We start from the raw sequence: 15,748 nt of genomic DNA on the forward strand, positions 1-15,748 counted from the left end.
CGCAAGACGCGGGGAACGCGCAGGTGCCTGACTGTCAGTGGCGGGCCGTATCGTCGTGTGGCATGGAGACCAGTACCGAGACGGGCCCGGAGTCCGGCCCCGAGAGCGGCCCCGGCAGGGTCGTCGCCGCGGTCGCGCCCGCGTCGCTCTCGCCGTCGCGCGCGAGCGATTTCATGCAGTGCCCGTTGCTGTACCGGTTCCGGGTGATCGACAAGCTGCCGGAGAAGCCGAGCGAGGCGGCGACGCGGGGCACGCTGGTCCATGCCGTACTGGAGAGACTGTTCGACGCGCCGGCCGGGGAGCGGACCGCGCCGCGGGCCAAGTCGCTGATCCCGGGCCAGTGGGACCGGTTGCGGGAGGCGCGGCCGGAGTTGAGCGAGCTGTTCGCCGACGATGCCGAGGGCGAGCGGATGACGCGGTGGCTCGGCGACGCGGAGCGGCTGGTCGAGCGGTGGTTCACGCTGGAGGACCCGACCCGGCTCGAGCCCGCGGAGCGGGAGCTGTTCGTCGAGGCCCAGCTGGAGTCCGGGCTGAAGCTGCGCGGGATCATCGACCGGGTCGACGTGGCGCCCACCGGCGAGGTGCGGATCGTCGACTACAAGACGGGCAAGGCGCCCCGGCCCGAGTACGCCGAGGGCGCGCTGTTCCAGATGAAGTTCTACGCGCTGGTCGTGTGGCGGCTGAAGGGTGTGGTGCCGCGGCGGCTGCAGCTCGTCTATCTGGGGAGCGGGGATGTCCTGACCTACGACCCGGTGATCGCCGACCTGGAGCGTGTGGAGCGCAAGTTGCACGCGTTGTGGGACGCGATCCGGCAGGCCACCGAGACCGGTGAGTGGCGGCCGCGGCAGACGAAGCTGTGCGGTTGGTGCGATCACCGGGCGGTCTGTCCTGAATTCGGGGGGACTCCCCCGCCCTATCCGCTGCCGGTGCGCTCGTCCGCGGACGATCCGGCCGGTGGCCCGGGGGTCCTCGCCGGGGAGCCGCAGCCGCTTCAGGTCAGGGTGGCCGAGTCCGGCGGGGTCTAGCAGGGCAGAATGGGCCCGGACTATCGAAGGAGAGTTTCGTGGCCATCCGCGTCCTACTGGTCGATGACCAGCCGCTGCTGCGCACCGGCTTCCGCATGATTCTGGAGGCCGAGCAGGACATCGCGGTCGTCGGTGAGGCCGGCGACGGCTTGCAGGCTCTCGATCAGGTCCGGGCGTTGCAACCCGATGTGGTGCTCATGGACATCCGGATGCCGCGGATGGACGGGGTCGAGGCGACCCGGCAGATCACCGGCCCGGACCGGGACGGTCCGGCGAAGGTGCTCGTCCTGACCACGTTCGACCTCGACGAGTACGTCGTGGAGGCGCTGCGGGCGGGGGCCAGCGGCTTCCTCCTGAAGGACGCCCCGGCGAACGAGTTGGTGCAGGCGATCCGTGTGGTCGCCGGCGGTGAGGCGATGCTCGCGCCGAGCATCACCCGCCGCCTGCTCGACAAGTACGCGGACCATCTGCCGTCGGGTGACGAGCCGGTGCCGAACACGTTGCACACGCTGACGGAGCGCGAGGTCGAGGTGCTCAAGCTGGTGGCGCGCGGTCTGTCGAACGCGGAGATCGCCGCCGACCTTTTCGTGAGCGAGACGACCGTGAAGACGCATGTCGGCCATGTGCTCACGAAGTTGGGGCTGCGCGACCGGGTACAGGCGGCCGTGTACGCGTACGAGAGCGGGCTCGTCCGCCCGGGCGCCCAGTAGTCACGCGGGGCGCAGAGGACGTACGGCGAAGGCGGCGGTCACCCGGAGGTGGCCGCCGCCTTCGTGTGTGCCGTGCGGGGGTTCAGCCGCTGACGCCGCGGCCGAGCTCCCACAGCTGGAGGACGGAGGAGGAGGACAGCGACCTCTCCACGCCCGTGATGTCGTCACGCGCGGCGACGTACTGCTTGCCCTGCCACAGCGGCAGCAGGGGCACGTCCTCGGCCACGATCTTCTGGATCTGCTGGAGGCTCTTGGACGCGGTGAGCCGGTCGGCCTCGCGGCGCTCGGCCGGGATCAGATCGGTGCGGATGGTGCTGTTCGCGTAGGGGGACGCGAGCGTGTTGTCCTTGTCGAGGAACGGCGCGAGGAAGCTGTCGGCGTCCGGGAAGTCGGGGAACCAGCCCATGCCGTAGACGTCGTACTTGCCCTTGAGTTCGGCGGCGCGGAAGGTGTCCCAGACGTCGCCCTTGATGTCGACGTCGAACAGGCCGCTCGCGTTCAGCTGCTTCTGCAGGACTTCGAATTCCTTCTTGGTGGCCGAGCCGTAGTGGTCGGTCGTGTAGTGCATGGTGAGCTTGACCGGTGTGGTGATGTTCGCCTGGTTCAGCGTCGCCGTGGCCTTCGCCTTGTCCGGGTCGCCGTACTTGTTGAAGAACGAGTTCTGGTGACCGGTGACGCCCGCGGGCACCATCGAGTACAGGGGGTCGGCGGTGGTGCCGTACACCTTCGACACGAGCTCGCCGCGGTCCACGACCTGCGCCATGGCCTGGCGGACGGCCTTGTCCTTGGCGCTGCCCGTCGCGGTGTTGAAGCCGATGTAGCGGATCTCCATGCCCGGCATCTCGACCAGGTTGATGTTCTCCGGCGGGTTGGTCGAGTACGTGCTGATCTGCTCCGGGGACATGGCGCGCGTCATCACGTCGACGTCACCCTTCTCCAGCGCCTTGCCCATGGCGTCGGCGCTGGTGAAGGGGACCAGGTTCACCGCGTCGTTCTTCGGCTGCAACTGCCCCTTGTAGTTGGGGTTCTTGCTGAAGACGGCCTTGACGAGGGTGTTGTCCTTGACCTCGGCCTTCATCGTGTACGGGCCGGATCCGTCGATCTCGAAGCCGTTGCGCAAGGCCTTCTTCGCGTAGTCGTCGGGGTTGACGATGCCGGCGACGGGCGTGGCCAGCTTGTACGGGAAGGTCGCGTCCGGCGTGTTGAGGTGGAAGATCACCTGACGGTCGCCCTGGGTCTCGATCGTGTCGATCGTGGAGAGCAGGCCGTACACCATGCTGTCGCTCTTGATGGCGCGGACGCGGTCGAAGGAGTACTTCACGTCGGCGGCGGTGACCGCCTGGCCGTCGGCGAACTTCAGGTCCTTGCGCAGCTTGCAGACGTACCGCTCGCTGCCGCTGTCGGTGAAGATGCAGCTCTCGGCGGCATCGGGCACCGGGTCGCCGCTGCCGCTGCGGGGCATCGCCATCAGCGTCTGCACGGTCTGGCGCAGGACGTTCCAGGAGCCGACGTCGTAGGCGTACGCGGGGTCGAACGGAGCGGGAACCGCCTTCGACGCAACGAACCGGTCGGTAGTGCCCACGGCGATCGCGTCGCCACTCTCGCCCCCACTGTCGGACCCGCCGCACGCGGCGAGCACGGGGGCCAGCAGACCGATGACGGCCGGCAGCACCAAAGTCTTGCGGTTCATGCTCGAAGTTCTCCAGAGCTGTCGTTCCCGTGGGGCCGGGCAGGGGTGGCGCACGCGGGACACGGGTGGGTTACGTCGATGTTCTCGCGACGACATTAATGCGCTCGCCGTCGCGGTCCGCAGGCACTGGAGCCGGGCGCCCATCACGCAGCGGAATCAGGCGTGGACGCACCGAAAACACCTCAGGAGGAAGGTTAGGCGCAGGGGGCTACCAATCGGGACACAAGGTCACGCCGGGCGGCGCGCGAGGCGGTCGCGCAGCACGGCTGTCCGAACCTGTCGACCCTCTGTCAAGTGGGAAAGGTCACACCTTCAACTGGGTTGGCGGGTAACGGAATCCAGCCAAGCGGCAGCCGTCAGATCGTCATCAGGCCATGCAGGAAAGGCAGGTTGACGTGTTCGAGGGAGGGGACGACGGTGCGCCGGTGGGCCGGCTCGATCGGCGCCACGGACGGTACGGCGACGACGTGACATCCCGCGGCCTCGGCGGCGGCGACTCCTGTGGCGGTGTCCTCGATGACGGCGCAGCGCCCGGGTTCGGCGCTCAGTCCCGAGGCGGCGATCAGATACGGGTCGGGGTGCGGCTTGGTGCGGGAGACCTCGTCGCCGGCGATGGTGAGCCGGAAGTTCTGGGTGCCGAGCGAGTGCAGGACGCGGTCGATGATGCGGCGGTGCGAGGCGGAGACGAGCGCGGTCGGCACCTGATGCGCGGCCAGCTCCGCGAGCAGTCTCGCGGCGCCGGGCATCAGGGGCAGCGATTCGCCGATCCGTCGTTCGAAGGCGTCGTTGAGCAGGACGGTCACTTCGGGGATGGTGACGTCGGCGCCGGTCGCCTCGATGAGGAAGCCCGCGCTACGGGCCATGGGGCCGCCGACGACGACCTGTTTCCAGGCGGGGTCGAGGGTGTGACCGAGGCCGGCGAAGACGGCGCTCTCGGCGTCCCACCAGAATCCCTCGGTGTCGACGAGGGTTCCGTCCATGTCGAGGAGCACAGCCTGCAGCGTGGAGCCTTCGGCCGTTCGGGTACCGAATGCGGGGACCGTACTGGTCATCCGAGTACACCTCCATGAGGGACGAGAAGGCCGGTCACCCTCCCTGAACGGGAGAGCGACCGGCCTGCGCTGGACCGACCAGTGTACGACTGCCACGGAATACCGCGCGTTGTCATATATCCGGACGCGACTTCGGCTGGATCTCCGCGCTAGCGCGCGTTGAAGTACTTCGCCTCGGGGTGGTGGATGACGATCGCGTCGGTGGACTGCTCGGGGTGGAGCTGGAACTCCTCGGAGAGCTGGACGCCGATCCGCTCGGGTTCGAGCAGTGCGGCGATCTTGGCGCGGTCCTCCAGGTTCGGGCAGGCGCCGTAGCCGAGGGAGAAGCGGGCGCCCCGGTACTTCAGGGCGAACATGTCCTCCATCGCGTCCGGGTCCTCGCCGGCGAAGCCCAGCTCAGAGCGGACGCGGGCGTGCCAGTACTCGGCGAGCGCCTCGGCCAACTGGACGGACAGGCCGTGCAGTTCGAGGTAGTCGCGGTAGGAGTCGGAGGCGAACAGTTCGGCGGTGGCCTCCCCGATCTTCGAGCCGACGGTGACGACCTGCAGGCCGACGACGTCGGTCTCGCCGGACTCCTCCGGGCGGAAGAAGTCGGCCAGGCACAGGCGCCGGCCGCGGCGCTGGCGCGGGAAGGTGAACCGGGTCCGCTCGTTCCCGTCGTCGTCCAGGATGATCAGGTCGTCGCCCTTGGAGACGCACGGGAAGTAGCCGTAGACGACAGCCGCTTCGAGCATGTTCTTGGTGTGCAGTTCGTCGAGCCAGCCGCGCAGCCGTGGCCGGCCCTCGGTCTCCACCAGCTCCTCGTACGTGGGCCCGTTGCCGGTACGCGCCTGCTTCAGGCCCCACTGGCCCTTGAAGAGGGCGCCCTCGTCGAGCCAGGAGGCGTACTCCTTGAGCTGGATGCCCTTGATGACGCGGGTGCCGCGGAACGGCGGCTCGGGGATCGGGTTGTCGACGGCGACGTCGGAGCGCGCGGGCCCCTCGTCCTCCTGCTCCTCGATCACCACGTTGCCGGCCTTGACCCGGCGTTGTTTCAGTTCGGGCAGGGTGGCGCCGGGCACGCCGCGCTTGACCGCGATGAGGGCGTCCATCAGGCGCAGCCCCTCGAACGCGTCGCGGGCGTAGCGGACTTCGCCCTCGTAGATCTCGTGCAGGTCCTGCTCGACGTAGGCGCGGGTCAGCGCGGCGCCGCCGAGGATCACCGGGTAGTCGGCGGCCATCTTGCGCTGGTTGAGCTCCTGCAGGTTCTCCTTCATGATCACCGTGGACTTGACCAGCAGCCCGGACATCCCGATCACGTCGGCCCGGTGCTCCTCGGCCGCCTCCAGGATCGCCGAGACCGGCTGCTTGATGCCCAGGTTGACCACGTTGTAGCCGTTGTTGGACAGGATGATGTCGACCAGGTTCTTGCCGATGTCATGGACGTCCCCGCGCACGGTGGCCAGCACGATGGTGCCCTTGCCCTCCGCGTCGGACTTCTCCATGTGCGGCTCCAGGTAGGCCACCGCGTTCTTCATCACCTCGGCCGACTGCAGCACGAACGGCAGCTGCATCTGCCCCGACCCGAACAGCTCACCGACGACCTTCATGCCCTCCAGCAGCGTGTCGTTGACAATCTCCAGCGCCGGGCGGGTCGCAAGAGCCTCTTCCAGGTCCTGGTCGAGGCCGTTCTTCTCGCCGTCGATGATCCGCGCCTTGAGCCGCTCGTCCAGCGGCAGCGCCGCCAGCTCCTCGGCCTTGCCCGCCTTGAGCGACTTCGCCGTGGCGCCCTCGAACAGCGCCATCAGCTTCTGCAGCGGGTCATAGCCCTCGGCCCGCCGGTCGTAGATCAGGTCGAGGGCGGTCTGCACCTGCTCCTCGTCGAACCGGGCGATCGGCAGGATCTTCGAGGCGTGCACGATCGCCGAGTCCAGACCCGCCTTCACGCACTCGTCCAGGAAGACGGAGTTGAGCACGATCCGGGCGGCCGGGTTCAGACCGAAGGAAATGTTGGACAGGCCCAGCGTGGTCTGCACGTCCGGACGGCGCCGCTTCAGCTCACGGATCGCCTCGATCGTGGCGATCCCGTCCTTGCGTGACTCCTCCTGACCCGTACAGATCGTGAAGGTCAGGCAGTCGATCAGGATGTCCGACTCGTGGATGCCCCAGTTGCCGGTGAGGTCCTCGATCAGGCGCTCGGCGATGGCGACCTTGTGCTCGACGGTCCGGGCCTGGCCCTCCTCGTCGATGGTCAGCGCGATCAGCGCGGCACCGTGCTCCTGCGCCAGCTGGGTCACCTTCGCGAACCGGGACTCGGGTCCGTCGCCGTCCTCGTAGTTGACGGAGTTCAGGACCGCGCGGCCGCCCAGCTTCTCCAGCCCGGCCCGCAGCACCGGCACCTCGGTGGAGTCCAGCACGATCGGCAGCGTGGAGGCGGTGGCGAACCGGCCGGCCAGCTCCGCCATGTCGGCCACACCGTCACGGCCCACGTAGTCCACGCACAGGTCGAGCATGTGCGCGCCCTCACGGATCTGGTCCCGGGCCATCTCCACGCAGTCGTCCCAGCGGCCCTCCAGCATGGCCTCGCGGAACTTCTTCGAGCCGTTGGCGTTCGTCCGCTCACCGATCGCCATGTAGGCGGTGTCCTGCCGGAACGGCACGGTCTGGTACAGGGAGGCGGCGCCCGGCTCCGGGCGCGGCTCACGCCGGGTGGGCTGCAGGTCGCGGACCCGCTCCACGACCTGGCGCAGATGCTCGGGCGTGGTGCCGCAGCAGCCGCCGACCAGGGACAGCCCGTACTCGCGGACGAACGTCTCCTGCGCGTCCGCCAGCTCCGGCGCGGTCAGCGGATAGTGCGCGCCGTCCTTGGTCAGCACCGGCAGGCCCGCGTTCGGCATCGCCGAGATGGGGATGCGCGAGTGCCGGGACAGATAGCGCAGGTGCTCGCTCATCTCCGCCGGACCCGTCGCACAGTTCAGGCCGATCATGTCGATGCCCAGCGGCTCCAGCGCGGTCAGCGCCGCGCCGATCTCCGAACCGAGCAGCATCGTGCCGGTCGTCTCCACCGTCACCGAGCAGATCAGCGGCAGGTTCGTACCGGTGGCGTCCAGCGCGCGCCGGGCCCCGATGATCGACGCCTTCGTCTGCAGCAGGTCCTGGGTCGTCTCGACCAGCAGGGCATCCGCGCCGCCCGCGATCAGGCCCTCCGCGTTGCGCTGGTAGGCGTCGCGCAGCGTCGTGTACGGGGCATGCCCCAGGGTCGGCAGCTTCGTGCCCGGACCCATCGAGCCCAGCACCCAGCGCTGCTGCCCGGTCGACGCGGTGAACTCGTCCGCGACCTCGCGGGCCACCCGGGCCCCGGACTCGGAGAGCTCGAAGACCCGCTCGGCGATGTCGTACTCGCCCAGCGCCGCATGGTTGGCGCCGAACGTGTTCGTCTCGACGCAGTCGACCCCCACGGCGTAGTACGCCTCGTGGACGGAGCGCACGATGTCGGGCCGGGTGATGTTCAGGATCTCGTTGCAGCCTTCGAGCTGCTGGAAGTCCTCAAGGGTGGGATCCTGCGCCTGCAACATGGTGCCCATGGCGCCGTCGGCCACCACGACGCGGGTGGCGAGGGCTTCGCGGAGGGCATCCACGCGGGCTCGGGAATCGGTGGCGGGCGTTGGCAACGAGGCCATGAAAGTGCTCCCTGAGGTGCGACGGCTGTCGGCTTTGCGGCTCCACTGCTGGAGGCGCACCCGGCCAGGGTAGCCGGGACCAAGGTCCTCTCGTGAAGACGTCCACGGCGTGGAATGTCGCCCGGCGTGCCACGCCACACTGTCTCCCGGGGGCCCGCGGCGGTCGCTGACAGGAAACGGGCCGAAATATAGGCTCACGCCGCATTAGCGGGAGGTCGGCAACGACCGATACTGTTCAGCATTGTCGAACGATGCCATGCGACCCCTGTCGCGAGAGGAACCGAGGGAGGAAGGGACTGCGATGGCACGCAACATCCAGTCGCTCGAACGGGCCGCGGCGATGCTGCGGCTCCTCGCGGGCGGTGAGCGGCGGCTCGGTCTCTCGGACATCGCCTCCGCCGTCGGCCTCGCCAAGGGCACGGCCCACGGCATCCTGCGCACGCTGCAGGCCGAGGGCTTCGTCGAGCAGGACGCGGCGTCGGGGCGGTACCAGCTGGGCGCCGAACTGCTGCGCCTCGGGAACAGCTATCTGGACGTGCACGAGCTGCGGGCGCGCGCCCTGGTGTGGACGGACGATCTGGCCCGCTCCAGCGGGGAGGCCGTCTATCTGGGGGTGCTGCACCAGCAGGGCGTCCTGATCGTGCACCACGTCTTCCGGCCCGACGACAGCCGGCAGGTCCTGGAGGTGGGGGCGATGCAGCCGCTGCACTCGACGGCCCTGGGCAAGGTACTGACCTCGTACGACCCGGTCGCGCACAGCGAGGCCATGGAGGCCGAGCGGAAGGACTTCACGGCGCGGACGGTCTCCGATCTCGCGGGCTTCGAGACGGTGCTCGACCTGACCCGCGCACGCGGGTACGCCGAGGACGTCGAGGAGACCTGGGAGGGCGTCGCCTCCGTCGCGGCGCCGATCCACGACCGGCACCGGATGCCGGTGGGCGCGGTCGGCATCACCGGTGCGGTGGAGCGGGTCTGCAAGGCCGACGACAAGGGCGCGCTGCGTCCCGAGCTGATCGCCGCCGTACGGGACTGCGCCCGTGCCGTCTCGCGCGATCTGGGCGCCAGCCGGTTCTGAGCCGACTCCGCCCCCAGCTCCAGCCCCGTCTCCGGACGGGGCTTTCGCCGTCTCAGGGTGCAGAGTGCACCTTTCCGCGCGACCATCGATGAACGCCCCTCACCACACAGTCACCGATAAGCACGATCGATCAATAACGATCGTGGTTTGAATAACAGAACCCTTGACGATCGTGTAACCCCGGGGCGAGACTCGCGTCCATCGGTCGGCATTGTCGAACACCTACCGGCAATAAGCGTTAGAGTGTGACGAGGCCAGCCGAAACCGCCCTCACTTGAGGGCGCGGACCACCGGAGAGGGACCCCGGGGTTCGGTTTTCCCCTGGACGAAGGACAAAGGAGTCGCGGGTGTCCAGCTCCGACATCTTCATCGGCGAGACCATCGGTACCGCCGTGCTCATCCTGCTGGGCGGTGGCGTGTGCGCCGCCGTCACTTTCAAGCGCTCGAAGGCGTACGAGGCCGGCTGGGTCGCCATCGCCTTCGGTTGGGGCTTCGCGGTCCTGACCGGCGCCTACCTCGCGGGCGGCGTCTCCGGCGCCCACCTGAACCCCGCGGTGACGATCGGCCTCGCCATCGAGGGCGGCACCAAGTGGAGCGACGTACCGCTCTACCTGGGTTCGCAGCTCCTCGGCGCGATGATCGGCGCCGTGCTGGTCTGGGCGACGTACTACGGACAGTTCCGCGCGCACCTGACCGACCCGGAGGTCCTCGCCGCGCAGCCGGACGATGACGGCCTCGTCGACCAGAAGGCCGCGCCCAAGGCGGGCCCCACGCTCGGCGTGTTCTCGACGGGCCCGGAGATCCGCAACGTCGTGCAGAACCTGATCACGGAGATCATCGCGACGGTCGTGCTGGTCCTCGCCATCCTCACGCAGGGCCTGAACGACGGCGGCAACGGCCTGGGCACCCTCGGCGCCCTGATCACCGCGCTCGTCGTGGTCAGCATCGGTCTCTCGCTCGGTGGCCCCACGGGCTACGCGATCAACCCGGTCCGTGACCTCGGTCCGCGCATCGTGCACGCGCTGCTGCCGCTGCCCAACAAGGGCGGCTCCGACTGGTCGTACGCCTGGATCCCGGTCGCGGGACCGCTGATCGGCGGCGCCATCGCCGGTGGCCTCTACAACATCGCGTTCAAGTAGACCGGCCCGGCACCGCGAGCACCCCGACCGAGCATCGAGAACTTTCAGGAGCACCCCGTGACCGACGCACACACCGCAGGCCCCTTCATCGCGGCGATCGACCAGGGCACCACGTCGAGCCGCTGCATCGTGTTCGACAAGGACGGCCGGATCGTCTCCGTCGACCAGAAGGAGCACGAGCAGATCTTCCCGAAGCCGGGCTGGGTCGAGCACGACGCGAACGAGATCTGGGCGAACGTCCAGGAAGTCGTCGCCAGTGCCGTCACCAAGGCCGGCATCACGCGGGACGACATCAAGGCCATCGGCATCACCAACCAGCGCGAGACCACTCTCCTCTGGGACAAGAACACCGGTGAGCCCGTCCACAACGCGATCGTCTGGCAGGACACCCGCACCGACGCCCTGTGCCGTGAGCTCGGGCGCAATGTCGGGCAGGACCGTTTCCGCCGCGAGACCGGTCTGCCGCTCGCCTCGTACTTCGCCGGGCCCAAGGCCCGCTGGCTGCTCGACAATGTCGAGGGGCTGCGCGAGCGCGCCGAGGCCGGCGACATCCTCTTCGGCACGATGGACAGCTGGGTCATCTGGAACCTGACGGGCGGGGTGAACGGCGGCAAGCACGTCACCGACGTCACCAACGCCTCGCGCACGATGCTGATGAACCTGCACGAGATGCGCTGGGACGAGCGCATCTGCTCCTCCATCGGTGTCCCGATGGAGATGCTGCCCGAGATCCGCTCCTCCGCCGAGGTCTACGGCGAGGTCACCGGCGGCACGCTCGGCGACGTCCTGCGCGGCGTCCCCGTCGCCTCGGCGCTCGGCGACCAGCAGGCGGCCCTGTTCGGCCAGACCTGTTTCGCCGAGGGCGAGGCCAAGTCCACGTACGGCACCGGCACCTTCATGCTGATGAACACCGGTGACAAGGCCATCAACTCCTACTCCGGGCTGCTGACCACGGTCGGCTACCAGATCGGCGACCAGAAGCCGGTCTACGCCCTGGAAGGCTCCATCGCCGTCACCGGTTCGCTGGTGCAGTGGATGCGTGACCAGATGGGCCTCATCAAGTCGGCAGCCGAGATCGAGACGCTCGCGTCGTCGGTCGAGGACAACGGCGGCGCCTACTTCGTGCCCGCCTTCTCCGGCCTGTTCGCCCCGTACTGGCGCCCCGACGCCCGCGGCGTGATCACCGGCCTGACCCGGTACGTCACCAAGGCGCACATCGCGCGCGCCGTCCTGGAGGCCACGGCCTGGCAGACCCGTGAGATCAGCGACGCCATGACGAAGGACTCCGGCGTCGAGCTCACGGCCCTCAAGGTCGACGGCGGCATGACCTCCAACAACCTGCTGATGCAGACCCTGGCCGACGTCCTGGACGCACCCGTGGTGCGCCCGATGGTCGCCGAGACCACCTGCCTCGGCGCCGCCTACGCCGCCGGTCTCGCCGTCGGCTTCTGGACCAACACCGAGGATCTGCGTGCCAACTGGCGCCGGGCCGCGGAATGGACCCCGAACATGGCCGCGGAGACCCGTGACCGTGAGTACAAGAGCTGGCTCAAGGCCGTCGAACGGTCCATGGGCTGGCTCGAAGACAGCTCTGTCGAGGAGTAAGACCCCACCATGACTACCCAGTCCACCCTGCAGACCGTGCCTGCCCTCGGAACGCACCCGGCCACCGGCTCCAACCCGAGCCGCGCCGAGACCCGCGAGCAGCTTTCCAAGGCGACGTACGACCTACTGGTGATCGGCGGCGGCATCCTGGGCATCTCCACTGCCTGGCACGCGGCGCAGTCCGGTCTCAGGGTGGCTCTGGTCGACGCCGGCGACTTCGCCGGCGCCACCTCCTCCGCCTCCTCCAAGCTGCTCCACGGCGGTCTGCGCTACCTGCAGACCGGCGCGGTGAAGCTGGTCGCGGAGAACCACTTCGAGCGGCGGGCGGTGTCCCGGAACGTGGCGCCGCACCTCGCGAACCCGCTCACCTTCTACCTGCCCGTCTACAAGGGCGGCCCGCACGGCGCGGCCAAGCTGGGCGCGGGCGTCTTCGCGTACAGCGCGCTGTCGGTGTTCGGTGACGGTGTCGGGCACCTGCTCTCCCCCGGCAAGGCGCAGCAGGACGTGCCCGAGCTGCGTACCGAGAACCTCAAGGCCGTGGCCGTGTACGGCGACGACCAGATGAACGACGCGCGGATGGCACTGATGACGGTGCGCGCCGCCGTCGACGCCGGTGCCGTCGTGCTCAACCACGCGGAGGTCACCGGCCTGCGCTTCACCAGGGGCCGGGTCACCGGCGCGGAGCTCAAGGACCGCACGAGCGGTGACGAGTTCGGCGTGAGCGCGCGGCTCGTGCTGAACGCGACCGGCCCCTGGGTCGACCACCTGCGCAAGCTGGAGGACCCCGACGCGGCCCCCTCCATCCGCCTCTCCAAGGGCGCGCACCTGGTCCTGAAGCGCACCTCGCAGTGGAAGGCCGCGCTGGCCACCCCGATCGACAAGTACCGCATCACCTTCGCCCTCCCCTGGGAGGACATGCTGCTGCTCGGCACGACCGACGAGGAGTACGAGGGCGACCCGGCGGACGTCTCGGTCACCGAGAAGGACATCGACCAGATCCTCGACGAGGCCGCCTTCTCCGTACGCGACCAGCAGCTGAAGCGGGATCTCATCACCTACTCGTTCGCCGGTCTGCGGGTGCTGCCGGGCGGTCCCGGCGACACGTCGAAGGCCAAGCGCGAGACGGTCGTCACCGAGGGCAAGGGCGGCATGCTGTCCGTCGCGGGCGGCAAGTGGACGACGTTCCGCCACATCGGCCGTACGGTGATGAAGAAGCTGGAGTCGCTGCCGGGCCACCCGCTCGGTGACGACTTCGCGCCGATCAACGAGCTGCCGAAGCGGATGCCGCTCCCCGGTGTCGCCAACCCGCGGGCCGTCGAGCACCGCCTCCTGGTGGACAACCCGGCGTCCGGTCCGCAGATGGCCGCCGACACCGCCAAGCACCTGGCGACGCACTACGGCTCGCTGGCCTTCGACATCGCGCGCCTGGCCAACGAGAACCCGGCGCTCGGCGAGCGCGTGCACGCGGACGCGCCGGAGATCTGGGCGCAGGTCGCGTACGCGCGTGACCACGAGTGGGCCGAGACGGCCGACGACGTGCTGCGCCGCCGCACCACGCTGACCATCCGGGGCCTCGCCACGGACGACGTGCGCGGCAAGGTGCAGGCCCTTCTCGAAGAGAAGTAGGCCTCCAGGCACTTCAGTTGAGGGGCGGCTCCCACGGAGGGAGCCGCCCCTCACGCGTGCCCGGGGCTGCTGCCATGCGGTGTACATACACCCGCAATGTCCGCGAGCGAGAGTGGGGAGATGCCTCCGGTTCCGCTCTCCGTGCTCGATCTCGTGCCCCTGACCTCCGGCTCCGACGCGGCCACCGCCCTGCGGGAGACCGTCCGACTGGCGCGCGCCGCCGAGGAGTTCGGTTTCCGGCGCTACTGGCTGGCCGAGCACCACCTCAACCCCGGGGTCGCCGGGTCCGCCCCCGCACTGGTGATCCAGGCGGTCGCGCAGGCGACCTCGCGGATCCGGGTGGGGTCGGGCGCGGTGCTGCTCGGGCACCGCACACCGCTGTCGGTGGTGGAGGAGTTCGGGATCCTCGACGCCTTCTTCCCCGGGCGGATCGATCTCGGACTCGGCCGTTCGGGCCGCCCGCGCAATGCGGCGCCGCCGGGGGCCGCCGGGGCTTCGGGGCCGGGCGAGGGCACCTTCACGGACGAAGGGCTCTACGTCCCGCCCCGGTTCACCGGATTCGGCCGGCTCGTGCAATCACCGCGCTTCAAGCGGCAGTTGGAGCTGTTGCAGCAGCCGGGCGCGCAGACCCCGGCCTACGCGGACCAGCTCGCGGAGCTGCTCGGGCTGCTCGCCGGTACGGAGCCGGGGGCGCACGCGGTACCGGGCGAGGGCGCCGAAGTCGAGGTGTGGGTGCTCGGCAGCAGCGGCGGCGAGAGCGCGGAGCTCGCCGGGGCGCGGGGGCTGCCGTTCGCGGCGAACTACCACGTCAGCCCGGGAACGGTACTGGAGGCGGTGGCGGCGTACCGTGCCGCGTTCAAGCCGTCGGATGTGCTGGCCGAGCCGTACGTCGTGGTGTCGGCGGACGTGGTCGTGGGCGAGGACGACGCGGCCGCGCGGGAGCTGGCCGCCGGGTACGCGCCGTGGGTGCGGTCCATCCGCGGCGGCGAGGGCGCGATCGCGTACCCGACGCCCGAGGAGGCGCGGCGACACCAATGGACGTCGGAGGACAGGGAGTTGGTGGCCGACCGGGTGGACACCCAGTTCGTGGGCTCCGCGCGGACGGTGGCGGACCGGCTCAGGGTGCTGCAACGGGCCACCGGGGCGGACGAGTTGCTGCTGACGACGATCACGCACGACCACGGTGACCGGGTCCGGTCGTACGAGCTGCTGGCGCGGGAGTGGGGACTGATATGACACAGGGCACAGCGCCGCTCGTTCTCGGACTCGCCCTGACGGGCGATCCCGCGCAGGCGCCCGACGACTTCGTCCGACTCGTGCGCCGGGCCGAGGCGGCCGGTCTCGGCTTCGTGACCGTCGAGGACGGTCCGGGCCGGCTCGACTCGACGCTGCTGCTGACGCTCGCCGCGCGGGAGACGACCCGCATCGGGCTCGTACCGCTCGGCCCGGTGCTCGGGCAGCCCGCCGGGTACGCGGCACGGTTCGCGACGCTCGATCTCATCAGTGGCGGGCGCGCCGGGGTGCGGCCGAGGATCGCGGCCGACGATGTGGAGCACGACCGGATCCTGCGGCTCATCGGCACGCCGGAGGGTGATGTCCTGGTCGGCGAACTCTTCGACAGGGCAGCCGAGTTCATCGGCCGGGTCGCGGAGGAGTGGGACAAGGACGGGACCGCTCCGCAGGGCCGGCCGCCGCTGATCTCCCTCGCGCACGACACCGTGCCGTACCGGTTCGCGGCACGCCGCGCGGACGCCGTACTGATCACCCCGTTCGACGTGGCGGGTCTGCGCAGGACCCGGGCCGAGGTGGACGCGCTCGCCGCCGCGGAGGGCCGGACGCTCAAGGTGCTGGCCGAGCTGAACGTGGTGCTCGCCCCGACCGAGTCCCGGGCGGCCGAACGGCGTTCCCTGCTCGGGGAGTTCACGTCCGACGCGGCTCTGTTCACCGGCACCCCGGAGGGCCTCGCCGACCGGCTGGAGGAGTGGCACCGGGACGGCGGGGCCGACGGCTTCCGGATCCGGCCGGTCGCCGTGCCCGAGGACGTGTACGCCCTCGTGGACAGCGCCGTGCCCGAGCTGATCCGGCGCGGGCTGCTCCCGGTGACGTACGAGACCCGAACGCTGCGCGGCCACCTCGGTCTCGCGCAGGCACAGTGAGCGAGGGGACA

11 protein-coding genes are annotated in these 15,748 nt (G+C 69.7%); 8 read left to right on the forward strand and 3 right to left on the reverse strand.

What is annotated here, in order from left to right:
- Positions 1–62 precede the first annotated feature (62 nt).
- Positions 63–1,025 (forward strand): RecB family exonuclease, encoded by a 963-nt coding sequence (locus AB0J02_RS19770; protein WP_363194990.1) that lies wholly within the window; start codon positions 63–65, stop codon positions 1,023–1,025.
- 38 nt (positions 1,026–1,063) lie between these two features.
- Complete coding sequence (locus AB0J02_RS19775; RefSeq protein WP_363194991.1) at positions 1,064–1,735, forward strand: response regulator transcription factor; 672 nt, start codon at positions 1,064–1,066, stop codon at positions 1,733–1,735.
- A gap of 82 nt (positions 1,736–1,817) precedes the next feature.
- Here AB0J02_RS19775 and AB0J02_RS19780 read toward each other — a convergent pair whose 3' ends face one another.
- The 3 genes from AB0J02_RS19780 to metH all read right to left on the reverse strand — a co-directional run bounded on the left by AB0J02_RS19780 (position 1,818) and on the right by metH (position 8,136).
- Positions 1,818–3,425, reverse strand: a complete 1,608-nt coding sequence (locus AB0J02_RS19780; RefSeq protein ID WP_363194992.1) for an ABC transporter substrate-binding protein — start codon at positions 3,423–3,425, stop codon at positions 1,818–1,820.
- A 356-nt stretch (positions 3,426–3,781) separates the two neighbouring features.
- Positions 3,782–4,477, reverse strand: a complete 696-nt coding sequence (locus AB0J02_RS19785; RefSeq protein ID WP_363194993.1) for an HAD family phosphatase — start codon at positions 4,475–4,477, stop codon at positions 3,782–3,784.
- A gap of 149 nt (positions 4,478–4,626) precedes the next feature.
- The gene (gene metH, locus AB0J02_RS19790) at positions 4,627–8,136 is read right to left on the reverse strand and encodes a methionine synthase (protein ID WP_363194994.1); all 3,510 of its coding nucleotides are present in this window, start codon (positions 8,134–8,136) and stop codon (positions 4,627–4,629) included.
- A gap of 301 nt (positions 8,137–8,437) precedes the next feature.
- Here metH and AB0J02_RS19795 point away from each other — a divergent pair, with 301 nt between their 5' ends.
- The 6 genes from AB0J02_RS19795 to AB0J02_RS19820 all read left to right on the forward strand — a co-directional run bounded on the left by AB0J02_RS19795 (position 8,438) and on the right by AB0J02_RS19820 (position 15,737).
- The gene (locus AB0J02_RS19795) at positions 8,438–9,211 is read left to right on the forward strand and encodes an IclR family transcriptional regulator (RefSeq protein WP_363194995.1); all 774 of its coding nucleotides are present in this window, start codon (positions 8,438–8,440) and stop codon (positions 9,209–9,211) included.
- Positions 9,212–9,558: 347 nt separating this feature from the next.
- Positions 9,559–10,350, forward strand: a complete 792-nt coding sequence (locus tag AB0J02_RS19800; RefSeq protein ID WP_363194996.1) for an MIP/aquaporin family protein — start codon at positions 9,559–9,561, stop codon at positions 10,348–10,350.
- Between the two features lie 57 nt (positions 10,351–10,407).
- A complete protein-coding gene (gene glpK, locus AB0J02_RS19805; protein ID WP_363194997.1) occupies positions 10,408–11,955 on the forward strand; it encodes a glycerol kinase GlpK in 1,548 nt (515 codons plus the stop codon).
- A 9-nt stretch (positions 11,956–11,964) separates the two neighbouring features.
- Entirely contained in the window at positions 11,965–13,581 is a 1,617-nt protein-coding gene (locus AB0J02_RS19810) for a glycerol-3-phosphate dehydrogenase/oxidase (RefSeq protein ID WP_363194998.1), read from the forward strand.
- A gap of 120 nt (positions 13,582–13,701) precedes the next feature.
- Positions 13,702–14,817, forward strand: a complete 1,116-nt coding sequence (locus AB0J02_RS19815) for an LLM class flavin-dependent oxidoreductase (RefSeq protein ID WP_363194999.1) — start codon at positions 13,702–13,704, stop codon at positions 14,815–14,817.
- Positions 14,814–15,737 carry an LLM class flavin-dependent oxidoreductase gene (locus AB0J02_RS19820; RefSeq protein ID WP_363195000.1) on the forward strand — a complete coding sequence of 308 codons (924 nt, stop codon included), beginning with the start codon at positions 14,814–14,816 and terminating at the stop codon, positions 15,735–15,737. Before AB0J02_RS19815 ends, AB0J02_RS19820 begins: the two co-directional genes overlap by 4 nt.
- The last annotated feature ends 11 nt before the right edge of the window (positions 15,738–15,748 follow it).

The sequence above is a fragment of the Streptomyces sp. NPDC050264 genome (assembly GCF_040655895.1).
In the GTDB taxonomy this organism is placed as follows: Bacteria; Actinomycetota; Actinomycetes; order Streptomycetales; family Streptomycetaceae; genus Streptomyces.

Coding starts and splice junctions, on each gene's coding strand:
- AB0J02_RS19795 (WP_363194995.1), top strand. CDS start 8,438: ATGGCACGCAACATCCAGTCGCTCGAACGGGCCGCGGCGATGCTGCGG.
- AB0J02_RS19785 (WP_363194993.1), bottom strand. CDS start 4,477: ATGACCAGTACGGTCCCCGCATTCGGTACCCGAACGGCCGAAGGCTCC.
- AB0J02_RS19815 (WP_363194999.1), top strand. CDS start 13,702: ATGCCTCCGGTTCCGCTCTCCGTGCTCGATCTCGTGCCCCTGACCTCC.
- AB0J02_RS19770 (WP_363194990.1), top strand. CDS start 63: ATGGAGACCAGTACCGAGACGGGCCCGGAGTCCGGCCCCGAGAGCGGC.
- AB0J02_RS19780 (WP_363194992.1), bottom strand. CDS start 3,425: ATGAACCGCAAGACTTTGGTGCTGCCGGCCGTCATCGGTCTGCTGGCC.
- metH (WP_363194994.1), bottom strand. CDS start 8,136: ATGGCCTCGTTGCCAACGCCCGCCACCGATTCCCGAGCCCGCGTGGAT.
- AB0J02_RS19810 (WP_363194998.1), top strand. CDS start 11,965: ATGACTACCCAGTCCACCCTGCAGACCGTGCCTGCCCTCGGAACGCAC.
- AB0J02_RS19820 (WP_363195000.1), top strand. CDS start 14,814: ATGACACAGGGCACAGCGCCGCTCGTTCTCGGACTCGCCCTGACGGGC.